Consider the following 18161-nt stretch of genomic DNA (forward strand, 5'->3'; position numbering starts at 1 on the left):
GTTTGATATAAATAAAACTTAAAGAAATTTCCTCATAGAAAAACCAGACAAAATTCATTATATCACAAACTTCAACCAAAAAAAGAGACCGATTAAAAATCAGTCTCTTTAAGATGAATATATTATTTAGCTGCTGCTAAGTTTTTGTTTGCTTGATCCCAGTTTACTAATTCCCAGAAAGCTGCGATATAGTCTGGACGTACATTTTTATATTTCAAGTAATAAGCATGTTCCCAAACATCTAAACCAATAACTGGTATTAAACCATCTGTTAATGGCGAATCTTGGTTTGCTGTAGAAGTGATTGCTAATTTGCCATCTTTTACTACAACCCATGCCCAGCCAGAACCGAAGCGGCCAGTTGCTGCTACTTTAAAATCTTCTTTTAATTTTTCAAATCCACCATAAGCTTCAATTGCATCTTTGATTTCACCAGTTGGTTGCCCACCAGCATTTGGTGCTAAAATTTTCCAGAAGAAACTGTGGTTTACGTGTCCACCACCATTATTACGTACAGCAGTTCGAATATCTTCAGGTACTTCATTTAAGTTTGCAACCAAATCTTCAATTGATTGTTCGCCTAATTCTGGATATTTCTCAATTGCTGCGTTTAAGTTTGTCACATAAGTATTGTGGTGTTTGTCATGATGTAAATGCATTGTTTCTACATCAATATAAGGTTCCAATGCATCGTATCCGTAAGGTAATTCTGGTAAAGTATAAGCCATGTTAAGTTTCCTCCTTTAATATCATTACAATAATTATTGTACCTAACTTAGCAAATATCTTCAAAAGATATGCTTAACGCGGTGATGAATTCGGTTTCTCGTCTTCAATAATCTCCACTTTTTTGAATATAAATAGCTTGCTAAAAAAGTAATTTGCTACTACTACTACTACTTGGGTCACGATTTTTGCAATCAGATTCCCAGTGGACAAGATATCGATAAATAGAAACATACAAGCCATGTCCATGGCAAAAGAAAGCAATCTTGCCAAAATAAATTTAGCAAATTCCCAAGTCAGTGCAGTAAAACTCTCCGTTTTTGAATGAAATACCCATAACTTATTAGTGACAAATGCAAATAATACCGAACAGACCCAAGAGATAGTATTAGAAACGGTCCAACTTAAATCAAAACCTTGTTGTGCAACTTGAAAAGTTACAATATTGACTAAAGTAGCCAAGCCACCGAAAAACAAATAAATAAATACTTCCCATAATTTTTTTTCTTCTAAATATGTTTTAAACTTCTGATAAATTTTCATTTTCTTCACCTTTTTATTTTATTCCTTTGTACCTTACCTCAAATCATTATAAATGGTCAATTCCATTTGATAAATCTTATCTTTTTAGCTTGTGATTTAACTATGACTTCGCTACAATATTGATTGAATATAGAAATGGAGCGATAAAATGACTTTTCGTCAATTAATTAAAGGCAGTTTTTTTCATTTTTCAGATTTAAAAGGTGCTAAAGATACCCCTTTTTGGAAGGCAATTATTTATTTACTAGTACTCAGTGTGTTATTGGCAATCCCTAGCGTCTTTCAAGCAATCGATGTTTTAAAAGAAATCAAAGCCGACAGCTTAAAGATAGTCGAACGAATTCCTGATTTTACTATCAGTGATGGAGAGATTAAAGCTGCTGACAATGATGCAAATGGCTTTATTTACCAAACAAACTCAATTATTTTTACTTTTGATCCTGATGGTTCTCGTAGTGAAAAAGATGTCAAAAATGATTTAGTCGGAAATTATTTTAGTATTGGTTTACTAAAAAAAGAAGCGATTTTGGCTTTACCAGATTATGGTGGTATCAGCACCTCTGTTTTAGGTGACAACGTTTTAAAATTTTCTTATAATCAGCAACCTTTTAAAGGTTTAACTAGCCAAAAATTAAAATCAGCCATTCAAAATGTCAATTTACCTGGCTGGTTACCAATTTTGATGCTGGTTGCCGGTATTTATCCTACTTTGATTAGCCTAGCTGTGACCATTGTGTTTATTTCGTTTGCTGCTTGGATCTTTGCGCGGATGCGTCTCAAAAGTGTTGGTTTCTTAGATTGTTTTAAGACAATTATCTTTTGTGCGGCAATCCCTACCGTCTTGTCGATGATTATTTTATTTTTTCAGCCACAGTTTGACTATAGCTTATTGATTACAATTATTAGTATGTTTATCTTCTTTACTGCTAGCAGAGGCTTTCCTAACGTTAAATTACCTGGTGCCTAACTCCTTACAATTTTGTGAGGAGTTTTTTTGATGTTTCTCTGGTACAATATTCTTCGAGGTGATAGTGAAATGACAAAACCAATAATTTTTATCCAAGGAAACTATCGAGCAGAGTTTATTGAAAAAATTAAAGCTAGTGCAACTGAATATCGTGTCAAAACAACTTTAATAGATGAAGACTTAGAATTTGTTGAAATCTCGGTTGGTTGGGATAAAAAGAATGAACAACAACTATTAGCACTTTCACCGTTGAAGTGGGTTCAAGCTATTTCAGCCGGTGTAGACTATTTACCACTGAAAGAGTTTGAGAAGAAAGGTATTCTTTTAACCAATGCCAGCGGTCTTCATAGTATTTCAATCTCTGAACACGTGATTGGAGTAATTCTTTCCTATTATCGTGGCTTAAATACCGCTCAGAAAAATCAGCTTGCTCACACTTGGGATACTGATGATATTCATTACGATCAACTATCTGGAAAGAACATGCTAGTGATCGGTACCGGACATATTGGAGAAAAGTTAGCAAAATCAGTAGTCAGTTTAGGAGTCAATCCTTTTGGAATTAATACAACAGGACATACCGTGGATGGCTTTATCGAAACGTATTCCATGAAAAATCTTGCGAAAATTATACAAACAATGGATATTGTGGTTGGAATTTTACCAGGCACAGATGATACTTTCCATATCTTTAATAACGATTTATTTAGTCAAATGAAACCTTCAGCAATTTTTATAAATGTTGGCCGTGGTGATACTGTTCATACACGTGAACTCACAGAAACTCTACAAAATAAGACCATTGCTTTTGCCGCTTTAGATGTTTTTGAAGCAGAACCGTTGCCAGCAGATAGCCCTTTATGGGAATTAGATAATCTTTTAATTACTCCTCACATTTCAGGCTTAACAAAACATTTTCAAACAAAGTTAATGCAGATTTTCTTGCCAAACCTAACCAGCTTTGTTAAAGATGGTAGTTTAGCTAAAAACCAAGTCAGTTTGAAAAAAGGATATTAAAAAATGGTTCACTCTCATGCAGAGTGAACCATTTTTTATTGATTAACTTTTTGTTCTGCCCAAGCAGCACTGTATTGATTACCGGCAGTTAAATCATATTCAATCAGGGTGTAATCCCTTAAAATATCTCGTTGTTTTTTAGACAAATCTTTTTCTGCTAAAATTTTATTATTCTTGGTAATAAAAACTTTCTCACCGTTATAGTTGTTTGAAACGCTGGCGGCTGGATCTGTTGTTGAAGGCAACACTTGATTAGTTAGCTCAGTGATCAAAGCATAATAAGGCGTCACTTTTATCCCTGCTTGCTCTAAAGCTAGAGCAGAGAAATTATACGGTGATACAATTTTATTTGCTAATTTCTTATTTTGTTCACGACTATATTTGTTATTGTAAATAAAGAAATCAGTTTCGTGTTGTTCTAAACCGTAAGTTGCCATATTATTTCCACTATAAAGCGATGGCAAATGATCGCCATAAAAAACGAAAGTAATTGGTTTTTGAATTTGATCAATTGCTTTAATAAATCCTTTGACTGCTTCATCAGTGTAATGGATTCCTTGCATATAAGTATTTAACTCATTTTTACGGCTATCAATCACAGCTGGCCCAATGAAAGAATAATCATTGGCTTCATAATAATCTTGCTCATACGGCATATGATTTTGCATGGTAGACAACTGAATAAATTGTGAAGTTGAAAGATTACCATTCAAGACTTCTAACGTGTCTTTATAAGCTGATTCATCGGAAACGTAAGGGCTATTATCGATCGTCTCCATGAATTTAAGTTTATTTTCAGTAGCACCTTCGTAATAAAATTTATCAAAACCAAATTTTTGATAAACGCCAATTCGATTATACAGAGTTGCCACGTAAGGATGAATTGCAACACTTTCATCAAATAAATTAGTAATATTGGGCGCACTCTTTTGTTTTTCAACTAATTGTGTATACGGTGTCGGTAAAGTGGGCGATAAATTACTAATATCTAAACTTGTCAGTGAGGCCCATTCCATATTAGCAGTTCCCCCACCGTATCCATTTGACAGCATCAAACCACTGGTGGTTTTCTTCTTCATATTCAAAATATATTTGATTGGATTACCATCTACTTCAATATTTGGCACCCTTGCCGGATCACTAAAACTTTCACTTAAATTAAAAATAACTGTTTGATTATTCGCCCAATTTTGTCTTTCTTGGTTAATTTGATTTGCCTCGCCATTGTATTTCGCCATAATTTCCTCAATTTTTTCTTTTGAATATCCTTCAGGTTCATCCATGACGGTCGTATCAACATTATTTAAAAATTGAAGAATCGGACCGTTAATTTGGGCCCCTAATTTTTGATTATAAAAGTAACGATTAATTCTGAAAAAATTAAATAATAGATACGACGGCGAATCTTTGTGATTTACAAAACCAAGACTGCCAAAGAATAATAAAATCAAACCTATTTTTATAAGTTTATTTTTCCAACCGAATTTAATGCGGTACATCTTTTTAGCCCGCCGTTCTAAGCGGATTGCTGAATAGGCAAAAGCAATTAATATTATGATAGCCGCTACTATAATAACCGGATTGACATAATTTAAAATTTCATTCATGCCACTAATCATCGTCATGTCAGAAGGTAAAATCGGCTCTTCTCTTAAAGACATTTTAAGAAAATTAGAGATGGTAATTAGCAAATCGGCTAAAATTGTAAAAATAAACGAATACCAATAACGATTGGTCACGTAAAAAAGTAATAAGAAGAAAAGGACAATAACAAGTACATTTAAAAGGATTGCTGATTGCCGATGAAAAAGAATATAAAAATAGGCGTTGACTGTATTAGAAACACTTACAGCAATCTGGTTACCAGATAGTAAAAACATCTGACCAATCGTAAACAAATAAAAGAAGCCAACCACATATAGTAAACGTTTTTTTCCGCCGATCCAATGAATCAATTTTTCAGCTTTGGCTTTTAGCTGTGCCAAAGAACTAAAGCTTAACTTTTGTTCTAAAAATATAAATGGGCGTGTTCCTTGTAAGTAATAACCAGCTATAGTAAAAACTAATACAGCTGTTAAATACATCAAAGTAAACAAACAAATAGCCCAAACCCACATCATTTTTAAATGAGGCATTGCATCACGATAATAAGTCGCCACGCTAAAAGTAGTTAAACGCCAATTGATAACAACTTGTATTGCAATCAGGAACGTAGCCAATAATCTCCCAGAAACAAAAAAATGCTGAGATTTATTTTGCCATTTCTCTAAATTAACAAATAAACTTATAGTATAATACATCGCAAAAATGGAATAAGGTACCACAAATCTCGTAGCACTTGAGCCGTCATTATGGACCGCCAAGGAGACTTGTGCCATCAGAAAAACAGAACCAATCATCGCAGCCAAGCTAAAAAACAAATGACGTTTCGGATGATTTATTTTTTTAATTATATCAAAGCGTTGAAACGTATAGCCTAAAATAACGAGATAAAGTAACCATAAAATATTTTCACCGCGAAGACCAAAGTTCCATAAATCATTACTAAATAAAGTAGGTAGACCAATCAAGGCAATTGTCGCAACGATCATCCCGCGTTTGAATAACGTTTCGTTTATTTTATCTAAATAATCAACTAAGTAAGGTAAGGCCAGCAATAATAAGACACACGCTACCGCGTATTGAAAATAATTTTGACTAATGGGAAATAAAATCATCCAATAGTTTTTAATGTCAAATGACCCTCTTAACGCCATGAAAAATAAATTTGAGGATAAAGCCATTACTATATAAAGTAATAAATAACGACTTAATCGATGAACCAAAGAAGTTTTACGGATTTTTTTCTGATAGTAGCCAAAATAAAGTGGGATTAAATTTAAACCAATAAAAAAGATACAATAAATTGTTTGATAAAGATAAAAGCGATCAGGATTTCCACTAAAACTCGGAATGACCGTAGCCGAAGTCAAAACTCGCTGTAACACCATAAATAAGCTGGCAATTAATATTGTTATAAAAGGATATTTCCGAACTTTTTTTTCTATCATCTCAGTCTAAAACTCCAAATCAATTTATAAATTTTGCAATTAAATCAGGTTATACTATAACATATCTTAAGCCAATAATGACAGGTCAGAAAAACTTTAATAATAGTTTAAAAAGCAAAAAAACAACCGAACCTAATTAGTCCAGTTGTACTAGTTACTTGAATATTAACTCAATAATTTCTACTGTTACATTGGATAGAAAAATGTTTGTATAAAATATAAACTTGATAGCTCAAACAAAACGGCAACGACTAAGTAATAGATACACACTCTGACGAGTATAAGTGCTTTACTCATTATTTATTTCACGAAATATCCAATTAATTCAAGTCTTTTTCTGTTTCCTTTACGATATAGACGGGGCGTTTTTTTGTTTCCAAAAATATTTTCCCGATATACTTGCCGATAATTCCCAAGCAAAGCAATTGTAAGCCACCAATAAATAAAAAGATTGACACCATCGAAGGCCATCCTGCAGTCGGATCACCGTATAAAACTGCTCTTACTACAATAAAAATCATCGCGATAATTGAAACAAAGCAGGAAAATGCACCCACAAATGAAGCAATGTTTAAAGGAGCATCTGAAAAATTGACAATGCCATCAATTGAATAGTTAAATAATTTCCAAAAAGACCAAGTAGTTTCGCCAGCCGAGCGTTCTCTATTTTCAAATGACAGATATTCCGTTTTGAAACCCACCCAGCTAAATAATCCTTTAGAAAAACGATTGTATTCAGTTAATTCTAAAACAGCAGTTACCATCTGCCGTGTCATTAAGCGATAGTCTCTAGCACCATCGACCATTTCAGTATCGCTTATTTTATTAATCAGCTGATAAAACTTCTTAGCAAAAAAACTGCGAATCGGCGGTTCTCCACTTCGATCACCTCTCCGAGTACCAACACAATCTATATCAGATGATTCAATCATTTTCACCATTTCAGGCAATAATTCTGGAGGATCTTGTAAATCCACATCCATCACAGTCACTAAATCACCCTGCGCATTTTGTAAGCCGGCATATAAAGCAGCTTCTTTCCCAAAATTTCTAGAAAAAGACAGATAGCGAACATACTCATATTTGCGGGCCAAATTACGCATAACTAAAAGCGTATGATCCTTAGAGCCATCATTGACAAATATATACTCAATCGAATGACCTGTTTGTGATTTTATTTTTTCCATCTCCGCAAAAAAAAGAGGAATCGCTTCCTCTTCATTAAAACAAGGAATAATTACTGATATCATGTTCTCACCCTTTATGCTTCGTTGAACTCATATTTCGGTTCATCTAATTTTTCATCATAGTCAACTACTAAGTCATAGCCTTTAAAAAACCATTCATCTGCTTCATCGGCAAAAAATAGTAATCCGTCTTCTGTTGTCTCAGCTAAAATATTTTCTGGTGTGTCCACAGACATTCCAACCGAAAAACCTTCATGAACTTGTGTACTTCCGTATACTTTACCAAAAAATCTAATACCTTGACCATCTGCTACTTCAATTTCTGATTTGAACCAATTTAAAGCTTTCGGTGTAATTGTTAATTTCATTTGTAAGAACTCCTATCCATTCATTTTTTCATCTAAATAATCAATGCTAACGTCCTTACCTATTACAACAAGATGATCGTCTTGTAAAACAACTTCATCAGCTGTTGGTGTAACAATCGGCTCTTTCTTTCCAACTCGTCTAATTGCAACTATATTTAAATCAAAGCGTTGGCGAAAATCCAATTCCTGGATGGTTTTCCCATAGAATTTACGATTGGTTACCACGATCTCAGCCAAAGAATATTCATCTGACAACTCCAAATAATCCAAAATATTTCGAGATACCAAATTATGGGCAATTCGATTCCCCATATCTCTTTCTGGATGGACGACCCGATCCGCACCAATTTTTTCTAAGACTCGCGCATGGTATTCGTTCTGTGCTTTTGCTAAAACTGTTGGTACACCCATTTCTTTAACCATCAAAGTAACTAAGATACTTGCTTGAATATCTTCACCAATCGCCACAATGACATAATCAAAATTGCGAATACCTAACGACCGCAACGTCATTTCATCCTGTGCATTAGCTACAACAGCGTGTGTAGCAATGTTCATATATTCATTTACTCGATCTTCATTGTTATCAATAGCTAGGACTTCTTGCCCTGATTCTACCAAGGTCCGACAAATACTGCCACCAAAACGGCCCAAACCTACAATTGCAAAACTACGTTTCATGTTTGTTAGTCTCCTTTATGCTTTACTTAGTATAACAAAAAGAAAGAGTCGATAAAATAGAGAACTCTCTATTTTATCAACCCATGTTTAAAAGCATAAATGGCTGCTTGTGTTCGATCTTCGACTTCTAACTTTGCTAAAATATTTGAAACGTGGGTTTTAACTGTCTTGAGAGTAATAAACAATTCATCTGCGATTTCTTGATTGCTCATCCCTTGAGAAATAAGCATTAGAATTTCTTCTTCGCGGTTCGTTAATTCTTGATGTAAAAAGCGTCGATTGCGATTGGACATTTGTTCCATCATTTTAGTTGTCACTTCTGGTTCTAAAACTCGTTCACCTTGAAAAGTTGCTCGGATTGCATCTGCAATTTCATGAGCTGTTGAAGTTTTTAATAAATAGCCAGATGCGCCAGCTTCAATTGCAGGATAAACTTTTTCATCATCAATGAAACTAGTCACAATTAATATCTTGGCTTCTGGCCAATCAGCCAGAATCTTCTTAGTGGATTCAATTCCATCCATCACTTCCATCACTAAATCCATTAAAATTACATCAGGTTTCAAATCCATGGCTTTAAGATAGCCATCTTCCCCATTTTCAGCTTCACCAACAACTTCAATATCATTTTGAATCGATAAGTATGAAGACACTCCTAAGCGCACCATCTCATGATCATCCACTAACAACACTCGTATCATCTTCTGCCTCCTTCACAATCGGTACTTTTATTTCAACACTGGTTCCTTGATCTTTAAAACTTATAATTTTGGTAGAACCACCAATACTTGCTATTCGTTCACGAATATTTCTTAATCCATAGCTTCCAGCATGATCGTCTTCAGGGTCAAAACCTACTCCATCATCAACAACCCGTAAAATTAAAGTTGGTCCGACAATTTTCAAATAGACTTCTAACTCGCTGGCTTTGGCATGACGTAATGTATTAGACAAAATTTCTTGGACTACTCTGAAAATCTGATCTTCTATCCCTGAGGTGACTTTCAAATCTTCAATATTCCAATTTAATTTAATTGAAATCTTCGTTTGTAATTCTCTCAATAATTGCTCAATACCTTGTTTTAAGCTTTTGCCTTCAAGATTTACTGGTCGTAAATGTAACAATAATGCCCGCATTTCAGATTGAGCAGCATTGATAATATCTACCACAGTCGCTAGCGGTTTTTTGTAAATTTCTAATTCTTTAGCAACTTGCGCTTGTTCATTTAGTGCAGACAGCATCATCATCGCTGCAAAAAGCTGTTGCGATACGGAATCGTGTAATTCTCGGGCCAAACGATGCCGTTCTTCTTCCAGAATTTTTTCTTTTGTCAAACCATCAAATAGTTGTGGCTGACTACTTAATTGCTGTAGCTCACGACTGACTGATACTAATTTTTTTTGTAAAGTTTTTATATCCTGATTAATATTTTCTAATTCATGACTTTGTCCCAACTGTCGATCTAATAAAGGATGGTCATAATCTCCTGATGCTAATCGTTCCAGTTTTTCTGCAACGCGACCAATCTGCCTTTTTTGGATAAAAGTAATAATCCCGTACACTACAATTCCTGCTGTCAGCGAAATAACTATTAGGTGAAAGAAAATAGGTAAATAGAAAATTCTAGCTGAAAACAATTGGGCAATTAGTTGCTTACGACCAATTGCATACATATATAGAAAAAGAGTCGTAATAATAATCAAAAAAGTCGTTAATCCAGAATAAAAGGCAAGTTGTAGCTTACCATATTTTCCTGTCATGCACGTATCACCTCAACATCTCCAAATAATGTGTTGGTGACTAATTTTAAGCGACGAGGTGTTTGATCATAGTCTTCACTATAAATTTTAATCGATTCATTCTTAAGTAATGTTTCCTCGTGATCAAATTCAATTTTTCCGTAAATACTTGCATGTTCTAACATAATTCCGACTCCATCTGGCACTATGATACGTGTTCGCCCAAAGCCTTTTCGAATCAGAACTACATTGTCTTCTTTTGGTAATAATGTATTTCCTAAATCAATAATGGTATCACCAGCAAATACGGACAGGTTAATATCATCCCATTCAAATATTTCATTGCCGATTCTTTCGCTGCCCATCCAATTTTGTTTCTTCTTTTCTCCATGATGACCGGTGGGCTCAACAGCTTCAACCATTATGATGGCTTTTTTATTTTTTGAAAAATAACTAGAAAAATTAACACCAGCAATTTCTGCCCCTTTTAAGAAAATAAAAGATACACCAAATATCAACATTGCCCAAGTAGCTGGTGAATTGACTAAACATAAAGCTAAAATAACCGATCCCAAAATTAGTTGGAATCGTCGCTTGCGATTTTTTCTTAAAGCCCAATAAATATTTAAAACACCAAAAATAAACATCACTAAAACAGCGGTATTTGATGCTAATTGCCAAAGTAGAAGAATCGCTAATAATGCTTCTATCAATAAAAAGAAGCGCCAAGGATTTTTCACCCAATCATCCTTTCTGAAAGTTTCTTAATTATATATTACTGTTAAAAATTTAAAATTACTATGGGACCTAAGAAGGATATCAGCCAAAAAATAAAGCTAAGGCAAATGCCTCAGCTTAAATTTGTTCTACTTTTTCAATCTTCACTTGCATATCGCCACCAGGCGTACTAATAGCAACACTGTCACCAACTTTTTTACCAATTAATGCTTGAGCAATCGGTGAGTCGTTTGAAATTTTACCTGTTAATGGATTAGCTTCTGCTTTCCCAACGATGGTATATTGTTCTTCATCGCCATCGGGTAATTCAATGAATGTCACTGTTTTTCCGATAGAGATGACATCGTTATCAACGTTATCATTATCGATAATTTCAGCAAAACGAATCATATTCTCTAATGTATTGATACGTCCTTCAACAAATGCTTGTTCATCTTTAGCAGATTCATATTCGGAGTTTTCCGATAAATCACCGAAACTTCTAGCAATTTTAATTCGTTCGATAATTTCTCCACGTTTCACAGTCTTTAATTGTTCTAACTCTTCTTCTAACTTTGCTTTTCCCTCATGAGTCATCGGGTATGTTTTTTCTACCATTTAAAAATCTCCTTCATACAAAAAATTACAAAAAGGTAATCTTTTGAAGTATAATCCTCAAAAGATTACCACGTTATTCTTCAGTTGTAAATTGTTTCTTAGTTATTTACATATTTTTCTACTAAAGCCAAATGTTCGTCATACGTTTCAGCGTAATAAACTTTACCGGTTGAAGTATCTGCAACAAAATAATAGTAATCATTTGCTGTCGGATTTAAGACTGCCTGAATTGCTTGCTCACTTGGATTATCAAATGGTCCTGGACCATAGCCTAAGTTTACATACAAGTTATACGGTGAATCCACTTCAGTATCTTTGTAAGTCACATTTTCTTTGTGCTCACCAAGAGCATAAAGAATTGAAATATCTGACTGTAAGGCCATACCGGCATCAATTCGGTTAAAGAAGACTTGAGCGATGTTCTTACGATCAGACTCAGTTACCCCTTCTTTTTCCACTAACGATGCTAGAGTCATTACTTCTTGAACATTTAAGCCTTTTTCAGTAATTTGGCTATAATATGGGCTTAAAATATTATTCGTCGCATCAACCATTTGATAGACTAAGTCTTTCAATGTTGTATCGCTGTGAACATTATACGTCGCTGGGAATAAATAGCCTTCCAAACGATAACGAACATCCGTAGCCGTTCCAGCATCTGTTAAAAGATTTGGATAAGCAGCCTCTAATTCAGAGAAGAAATCTTGATCTTGCATTAAACTAATGAAATCATCTTTTTTGAAATCAGATTTCTTCGCGATCAAGGTACCAATCTGATCCACATCGTAACCTTCCGGAATTGTCAGCTTAGTGGCATCATCTAACGGTTCAGCACTACCACCTTGCTGCAACTCTTTACTAATCTTATCTAAGCTCATATCAGCTGAAAAATGATAATAACCTGATTGAAAATTGGTTAAGTTTTTAAATTTTGTATAGAAGTTAAAAATTAGACCACTTCGAATAACTTCATCTCGCTGTAAAATTTCTCCAATTTGACGATTCGATGAACCACTTGGTACTTGAACTTGGACCAACTTACTATCATTCGTATCTAGAGGCTTCAAGCCTGCACTAACATAATTGTAGCCAGAAATCACAACAATTCCAGCGATAATTAACATTGCAATCGTTAATACATACACGATTTTACGAACTACGCGATCTTCTTTGCGTCGTCTCGTTTTCTTCAAATTGTTCTCCTCACTTGCTGACCGCTTCTTAGGTAGGTTTTCTTCCTGCAAAGAATCGAACTTCTGATTAATCTTTCTAAATACAGTAGGTTCTAAATCTTTTTTGCGGTTCTTTTTCCTGTCACTTTTTTCTTGCTCTGCTTTTTCTAACATCTTCTCGTAAAAATCAGTAGAACGTTTTTCAGCCTGCTCTTGCTCTTCAACCTGATGATTTATTTTTTCGATTCTCGGTGAATGTTCAATTTTCTGAACAGTTTTTTCATTTTCTTTGTTGCTAGCTGTGCTAATTCTACCGCGAAATCGGCTTTCTCTTATTTTATCAGAAGATAAGGAAACTTTTCTTGTTGAATCTGTTGCGTCATCTTGTCCTCTTTTTTTACGGCTCTCATCTAATGAGCGCATAATCTGATCTTTAAAAGAACTTTCTCCTGAGTTTTTATTTTCCTCAGACAAAGCAACTCCTCCTTACTCCATGTTATAACGGATACCATTATACATGAAAGTCAGGAGGAGGGAAACGAGAAATTTAAAAGTTAAAGAAAACTAGTAATTTTATTACCTTCTAATTTTTTTTACTGTGACAAATTGCATCGAAATAAAGGATAACAAACTAAATACGGAGATGATTTGTAATCTATACGTAAAAAAAGAATGAATCTGTGAATGGTTTACGACAATCATATACCATATATACGGATAAGCAATCAGTAGAAGTATCGGCCACATTTTTTTAGAAAAAGGCATGTGTTTAGTTTTTATGAAATAAATGATTGCAGCTAAAACTAGTAAGAGTAAAATTACTATATTAAAATTGCTAAAAAAGTTAGAAGTATTACCTTTCAACATAAATGCACGGTCAATAGGATAGTCAGCACTACCTTCAGTTCTAAATAAAATCCGATGTAGCGATTCTTTGATAATGTTTCTTTTCAAAATAAAACTAGCCAATATCCATTTTGAAAACCAAGTAACCGTATAACCTACCATCCATACTATTGAATTTGTGACAATTTCTAAGGCATTCGTAAAAAAGTCAGTATGTGCAATATATTTATTTTTGAGACACAAATACAGAATAAGCGGTTCTGCCAAAGTAATCAAAGGAACAGTCAATAGGTCAAAGAAATTGGTGATCATTCCGATACTTAAACAAGTAATTAAAATGTTCCCGTAGTTTGAAAAATATTTTTCTTTTCTAGTTAACAAGAATATGTTGCACAACATTAGTATAATAAAAACATTTGAAAACTGCATACTAACAAAGAATGTATAAAATCTTGCCATAAAAAGTGTAACTAAAAAAGAGAAAGCAAAGAAAATGTTCAATTTTTTTGCTAGAAGAAGGCAATTCAAGCCGATCAAGACAGCGAGAACCAAACCATACAATTGCCGAATTGATCCGTAACTAAAAAATACTAACAATGGACGTAGAAAAATTAAATAACCGTGCCAATATCTAGGATAATCCGAATTATCCATACTCTCATACACGACACCCTTATTCCCTTTAGAAGCTCCTTTTATCATCAGACTATCGGTAAAATTGTCAAGTTGCGATGCACTTTTATCGCCAAAATTTAAAACCGGATAATTACCCTCAGCTTCAAAAACTACACTACTTTTCTCAATGTTTTTCTCAACAGCTGAGTTGGGGATAGTGTATACTAACAAAAGGCTACTAAAAAAAATAGCAATTAACCCAACAAATATAATAATTCCTCTCATTTTATTTTTCATCATTTTTTTCCTCATTATAAACTCTATATAAATTTAACTCATATTGCTTTTTATCATCTGTAACAACCGTATCTAAAATAAAACCAGTTGTTAATAGCAATAACACAAACGTCATTAAACCTGAAGCCAACACCGCTGAGGGTAATTTTGTAATAAAACCAGTTGTAAAAAACTCAATAATGACTGGAATTCCTACAATTAAAGCCAAAATAAAAAAAATGGATGCAAAAATTGAAAAGAAAAACATCGGTTTATAATCTTTACACATTTTAAAAATAGTAAAGATTACTTTTGTACCATCAGTAATGGTATTTAATTTTGATTCACTTCCTTCAGGTCGATCACGATAATCAATTGGAATTTCCACCAACTTAAAGCGTTTGTCTAGTGCGTGAATCGTAAACTCCGTCTCAATTTGAAAACCTGCACTCATTACAGGAAAACTTTTGACAAAAATGCGATTGAAGCCACGATAACCAGTCATCACATCACTAACTTTAGATTTATATAAAAAGTTTATAGTACCCTTTACTAAATTATTGCCAAAATCATGGAATGATCGTTTATTTTCTTCAAAATAAGTCCCATTTGATAAGCGATCGCCGATAACCATATCAGCTTTTCCCGATCGTAATTCTTCTAATAATAATTGACTTGCTTCAGCAGGATAAGTATCGTCTCCATCCACCATTAAATAATAATCTGCGTCAATGTCAAAAAACATTTGGCGAATCACATTGCCTTTTCCTTGACGAGGTTCTTTTTTCACATTTACCCCTTCTACCACAGCAATATCGAATGTATTATCGGTTGAATTATTATCATAAACGTAAATTTCTGCTTCAGGCAATACTAACTGAAAATCATTGATTACTTTTTTTATCGTTAATGCTTCATTATAACAAGGAATTAAAACGGCTACTTTATCTTTATTCATCTGCTTCTCCTCTTTTAAAAAACCACTATCTAGAATACAAGAAACCCCAAAAAAATACTACCCTAAATCAAAAAAGCCAGCTTTTTAACTGACTTAAAGTAGTTTTTCGTACGTTAAATATTTTTTTAAACCAGTTTGAACATCGTATTTTTCTTTAAAACCTAAATCTTTTAGTTTTGAATTATCAGCAACCGAAACTTTAATGTCTCCTTCACGTTCTGATAGATTTTTAACTGGTAATTGCAATTTTAATAGCCCATCCATGACTGTAATCAATTTATTTAGTGATATTTCTTTGCCTAAACCAACATTAAATTGTGTTCCTAAAGCCTCAGCTGATTCGGCAACTAATAATAATGCTTGAACAACATCATCAACATAAATAAAATCTCTCGACTGTTGTCCATCACCAAATAATGTAAACTCAGCTGGTTCATTTGCCAACATTTTTTTATAACAATCAACTACAATCGAAATGACACCACTATAAGGCGAATCAGGATTCTGATTTGGACCGTAAACATTAAAAAATCTAACCGCACTTGTGGGCACATTGTATAAATGTTGGTAATTTAAAACATATTGCTCTGCTGCAAATTTATCAACCGCATATGGCGTCAGCGGACGAATAATCGATTCTTCCTTTTTAGGTAGTGTTGGCTCGTTTCCATAGACTGCTGCAGATGAACTAAAAACCAATCTTTTTAAATTATGTTGATACTCTCTAATCAATTCTAATAATAATAATACACTATCAAAATTTACTTTATGAGTTTCAATCGGCCGTTCAACTGAATCAGCGACACTAGCAATAGCAGCTAAGTGAAATATATAATCAAATTGCTCTTTTGATAGAATATTTTTCATCACTCTTTGGTCTGTTACCGATCCTTCAATGAAATTAATCGTTTGATCTATATTCTCTTTTTTACCCATCGATAGATCATCAATAACAGTTACAGTATTGTTTTCATTTAAAAAATTGGCTAACGTGGAGCCTATAAAACCAGCGCCACCAGTAATCAGAATCTTTTTATTATCAACCAACGATAACTTCCTCTCTTCACATTAAGAATTCCTATCAATTTTAGCAAATAAATGCTAAAATTGATAGGAATAAATTACAGCGTTTTTCATTTTTTGAATTTTTTATTTGATTTATCGCTTGATCCAAGTGATATAATCAATTTTAAAATGACGTTTTTTCAACATAAATAATAATTATTTGTTTTAAATATACATTTGAAGTAGAATTTTTTAATAAGACATTTAAAGTATAAGCCAATCATTTATACTTTAATCGAGGGAGAAAAACATGAAAAGAGTAATTACTTATGGAACATTTGACTTATTGCACTATGGACACATCAATCTTTTAAAAAGAGCAAAGCAATATGGTGACTATCTAATTGTCGGGCTATCGACTGATGAGTTTAATTGGAATGAAAAACATAAAAAAACGTATTTTTCATATGAGAAGAGAAAACAATTATTAGAATCCATCCGCTATGTTGACTTAGTTATTCCTGAAGAAAATTGGGAACAAAAGGTTTCTGACGTAAATGAATTCCACGTGGATTATTTTGTCATGGGCGATGATTGGACTGGAAAATTTGATTTTGTTCAAGAAGAATCGAATGCAAAAGTAATTTACCTACCACGAACACCTGAAATATCAACAACTCAAATCAAAAATGATTTAAATAGGTAACTTTTGTAAAGTAACTTAAATTTATCTAACAAAAAATTCTAACGATTTTTGTCGTTAGAATTTTTTATTTACCAGTTTATAGATTGTACTTAGTCTAATTTATTAATTTTTTTATTTTATTTAACAAAGCTTTACTTATTTGATCATCAAATTTTCTAGCAAAAAATTCGTTACCCGATTTTAATCGTTGAAAATCAATTTCGGTTAAAACTTTTGGTGTATCATTTTCCCAAGATACATACCGTAAATTGGAATCTGTTGAATTATCAAATTCCAAGTGATATAAACTTTTTCGAAAAGGTGAATTTAAAATAATCGTTTGTAAAAATAGCTCATCACCATTCTGAGTAAATTTGAAGGTCTGTTCAATTTCTGATTTTTTTTGCACTACATAATGAGCTAATTCATTTGTAATAGAAAACCAATTAGCACCCATTTGAAATTCTTTAAAGTACGTACTTTTTTTTGTGCGATCAATAGCAATTATTTTTTGTAAAATAATGCTGATTTTTTGAACTGCCCAAAAAAAATTCTTTTTTTTACCAGTATATTCCTGTAAAAAATAGTAGTATTTTACACGTTTTAAATTTTTCTCGTTAATTATTTCTTTTTGGAATTGGACAAATTCTTTACCATCATTTTTCTTCAAAAAAGCTTGCATTGCTTCATTACTTTTTATCGGAAAATCAATCCCTGATAACAAATGATAATAATTAAAGTTTCCTTTTACCGCCTCTTCTAAAAGTAGTATCTCCGCCTCAATCTGAGAATACGCTCCCCAAATAACATTTCTATTTTCAACAAAAGTAATTGGACTCTTCATCTTCCAAGAATTAATCAGTTCTTTCGTTAGCTTACTTTTTTTATCTATGTGAATAAAAAAGGCGTGCTCAGTATAATCTAGTTGTTGCAGTAATAATTTTAAGTTTTCTGGCTTTTCATGGGCCATGATTAAAAAAGCATCCAATT

General features: G+C 33.2%; 18 protein-coding genes. 3 read left to right on the plus strand and 15 right to left on the minus strand.

Annotation, left to right across the window (positions count from 1 at the left end; translation table 11 throughout):
* Positions 1 to 122: 122 nt before the first annotated feature.
* On the minus strand, positions 123 to 728 hold the full coding sequence (locus tag ACVWNY_RS08325; RefSeq protein ID WP_218324944.1) for a superoxide dismutase: 606 nt from the start codon (positions 726 to 728) through the stop codon (positions 123 to 125).
* A gap of 73 nt (positions 729 to 801) precedes the next feature.
* Positions 802 to 1269, minus strand: coding sequence for a GtrA family protein (locus ACVWNY_RS08330; RefSeq protein WP_218324943.1), 468 nt, complete (start codon positions 1267 to 1269; stop codon positions 802 to 804).
* Between the two features lie 148 nt (positions 1270 to 1417).
* On the opposite strand from ACVWNY_RS08330, the gene ACVWNY_RS08335 reads away from it, so the two are divergent.
* Together ACVWNY_RS08335 and ACVWNY_RS08340 are read left to right on the plus strand one after the other, a co-directional pair.
* On the plus strand, positions 1418 to 2236 hold the full coding sequence (locus tag ACVWNY_RS08335) for a DUF1189 domain-containing protein (protein ID WP_454071220.1): 819 nt from the start codon (positions 1418 to 1420) through the stop codon (positions 2234 to 2236).
* A gap of 69 nt (positions 2237 to 2305) precedes the next feature.
* Positions 2306 to 3253: a phosphoglycerate dehydrogenase gene (locus ACVWNY_RS08340; RefSeq protein WP_218324941.1), complete on the plus strand. Its 948-nt coding sequence runs from the start codon at positions 2306 to 2308 to the stop codon at positions 3251 to 3253.
* Positions 3254 to 3288: 35 nt separating this feature from the next.
* Here ACVWNY_RS08340 and ACVWNY_RS08345 read toward each other — a convergent pair whose 3' ends face one another.
* The 12 genes from ACVWNY_RS08345 to ACVWNY_RS08400 form a co-directional block, all read right to left on the minus strand.
* Positions 3289 to 6303 carry an LTA synthase family protein gene (locus ACVWNY_RS08345; RefSeq protein WP_218324940.1) on the minus strand — a complete coding sequence of 1005 codons (3015 nt, stop codon included), beginning with the start codon at positions 6301 to 6303 and terminating at the stop codon, positions 3289 to 3291.
* A 320-nt stretch (positions 6304 to 6623) separates the two neighbouring features.
* Positions 6624 to 7553, minus strand: coding sequence for a glycosyltransferase family 2 protein (locus tag ACVWNY_RS08350; protein ID WP_218324939.1), 930 nt, complete (start codon positions 7551 to 7553; stop codon positions 6624 to 6626).
* An 11-nt stretch (positions 7554 to 7564) separates the two neighbouring features.
* The gene (locus ACVWNY_RS08355; RefSeq protein WP_218324938.1) at positions 7565 to 7858 is read right to left on the minus strand and encodes a HesB/YadR/YfhF family protein; all 294 of its coding nucleotides are present in this window, start codon (positions 7856 to 7858) and stop codon (positions 7565 to 7567) included.
* Positions 7859 to 7870: 12 nt separating this feature from the next.
* The gene (locus ACVWNY_RS08360; RefSeq protein ID WP_218324937.1) at positions 7871 to 8539 is read right to left on the minus strand and encodes a potassium channel family protein; all 669 of its coding nucleotides are present in this window, start codon (positions 8537 to 8539) and stop codon (positions 7871 to 7873) included.
* 68 nt (positions 8540 to 8607) lie between these two features.
* Complete coding sequence (locus ACVWNY_RS08365; RefSeq protein WP_218324936.1) at positions 8608 to 9240, minus strand: response regulator transcription factor; 633 nt, start codon at positions 9238 to 9240, stop codon at positions 8608 to 8610.
* Positions 9215 to 10300 carry a sensor histidine kinase gene (locus tag ACVWNY_RS08370; RefSeq protein WP_218324935.1) on the minus strand — a complete coding sequence of 362 codons (1086 nt, stop codon included), beginning with the start codon at positions 10298 to 10300 and terminating at the stop codon, positions 9215 to 9217. Before ACVWNY_RS08370 ends, ACVWNY_RS08365 begins: the two co-directional genes overlap by 26 nt.
* Positions 10297 to 11019: a cell wall-active antibiotics response protein LiaF gene (gene liaF, locus ACVWNY_RS08375; protein WP_218324934.1), complete on the minus strand. Its 723-nt coding sequence runs from the start codon at positions 11017 to 11019 to the stop codon at positions 10297 to 10299. The genes ACVWNY_RS08370 and liaF overlap by 4 nt, the downstream gene beginning before the upstream one ends.
* Before the next feature lie 115 nt (positions 11020 to 11134).
* On the minus strand, positions 11135 to 11614 hold the full coding sequence (gene greA, locus ACVWNY_RS08380; RefSeq protein WP_218324933.1) for a transcription elongation factor GreA: 480 nt from the start codon (positions 11612 to 11614) through the stop codon (positions 11135 to 11137).
* 98 nt (positions 11615 to 11712) lie between these two features.
* Positions 11713 to 12960, minus strand: coding sequence for an endolytic transglycosylase MltG (gene mltG, locus ACVWNY_RS08385; RefSeq protein ID WP_425514600.1), 1248 nt, complete (start codon positions 12958 to 12960; stop codon positions 11713 to 11715).
* Positions 12961 to 13362: 402 nt separating this feature from the next.
* Positions 13363 to 14547, minus strand: a complete 1185-nt coding sequence (locus tag ACVWNY_RS08390) for a hypothetical protein (protein WP_218324932.1) — start codon at positions 14545 to 14547, stop codon at positions 13363 to 13365.
* Positions 14534 to 15481, minus strand: coding sequence for a glycosyltransferase family 2 protein (locus ACVWNY_RS08395; RefSeq protein ID WP_218324931.1), 948 nt, complete (start codon positions 15479 to 15481; stop codon positions 14534 to 14536). Before ACVWNY_RS08395 ends, ACVWNY_RS08390 begins: the two co-directional genes overlap by 14 nt.
* Positions 15482 to 15574: 93 nt before the next feature.
* Positions 15575 to 16528 (minus strand): NAD-dependent epimerase/dehydratase family protein, encoded by a 954-nt coding sequence (locus ACVWNY_RS08400; protein WP_246601396.1) that lies wholly within the window; start codon positions 16526 to 16528, stop codon positions 15575 to 15577.
* Between the two features lie 268 nt (positions 16529 to 16796).
* Here ACVWNY_RS08400 and tagD point away from each other — a divergent pair, with 268 nt between their 5' ends.
* Entirely contained in the window at positions 16797 to 17192 is a 396-nt protein-coding gene (tagD, locus tag ACVWNY_RS08405) for a glycerol-3-phosphate cytidylyltransferase (RefSeq protein WP_218324930.1), read from the plus strand.
* Positions 17193 to 17286: 94 nt separating this feature from the next.
* On the opposite strand, the gene ACVWNY_RS08410 is transcribed toward tagD, so the two are convergent.
* Positions 17287 to 18159: a beta-1,6-N-acetylglucosaminyltransferase gene (locus ACVWNY_RS08410; protein WP_246601395.1), complete on the minus strand. Its 873-nt coding sequence runs from the start codon at positions 18157 to 18159 to the stop codon at positions 17287 to 17289.
* Between the last annotated feature and the right edge of the window lie 2 nt (positions 18160 to 18161).

It is taken from the genome of Enterococcus sp. JNUCC 77, from assembly GCF_054819945.1.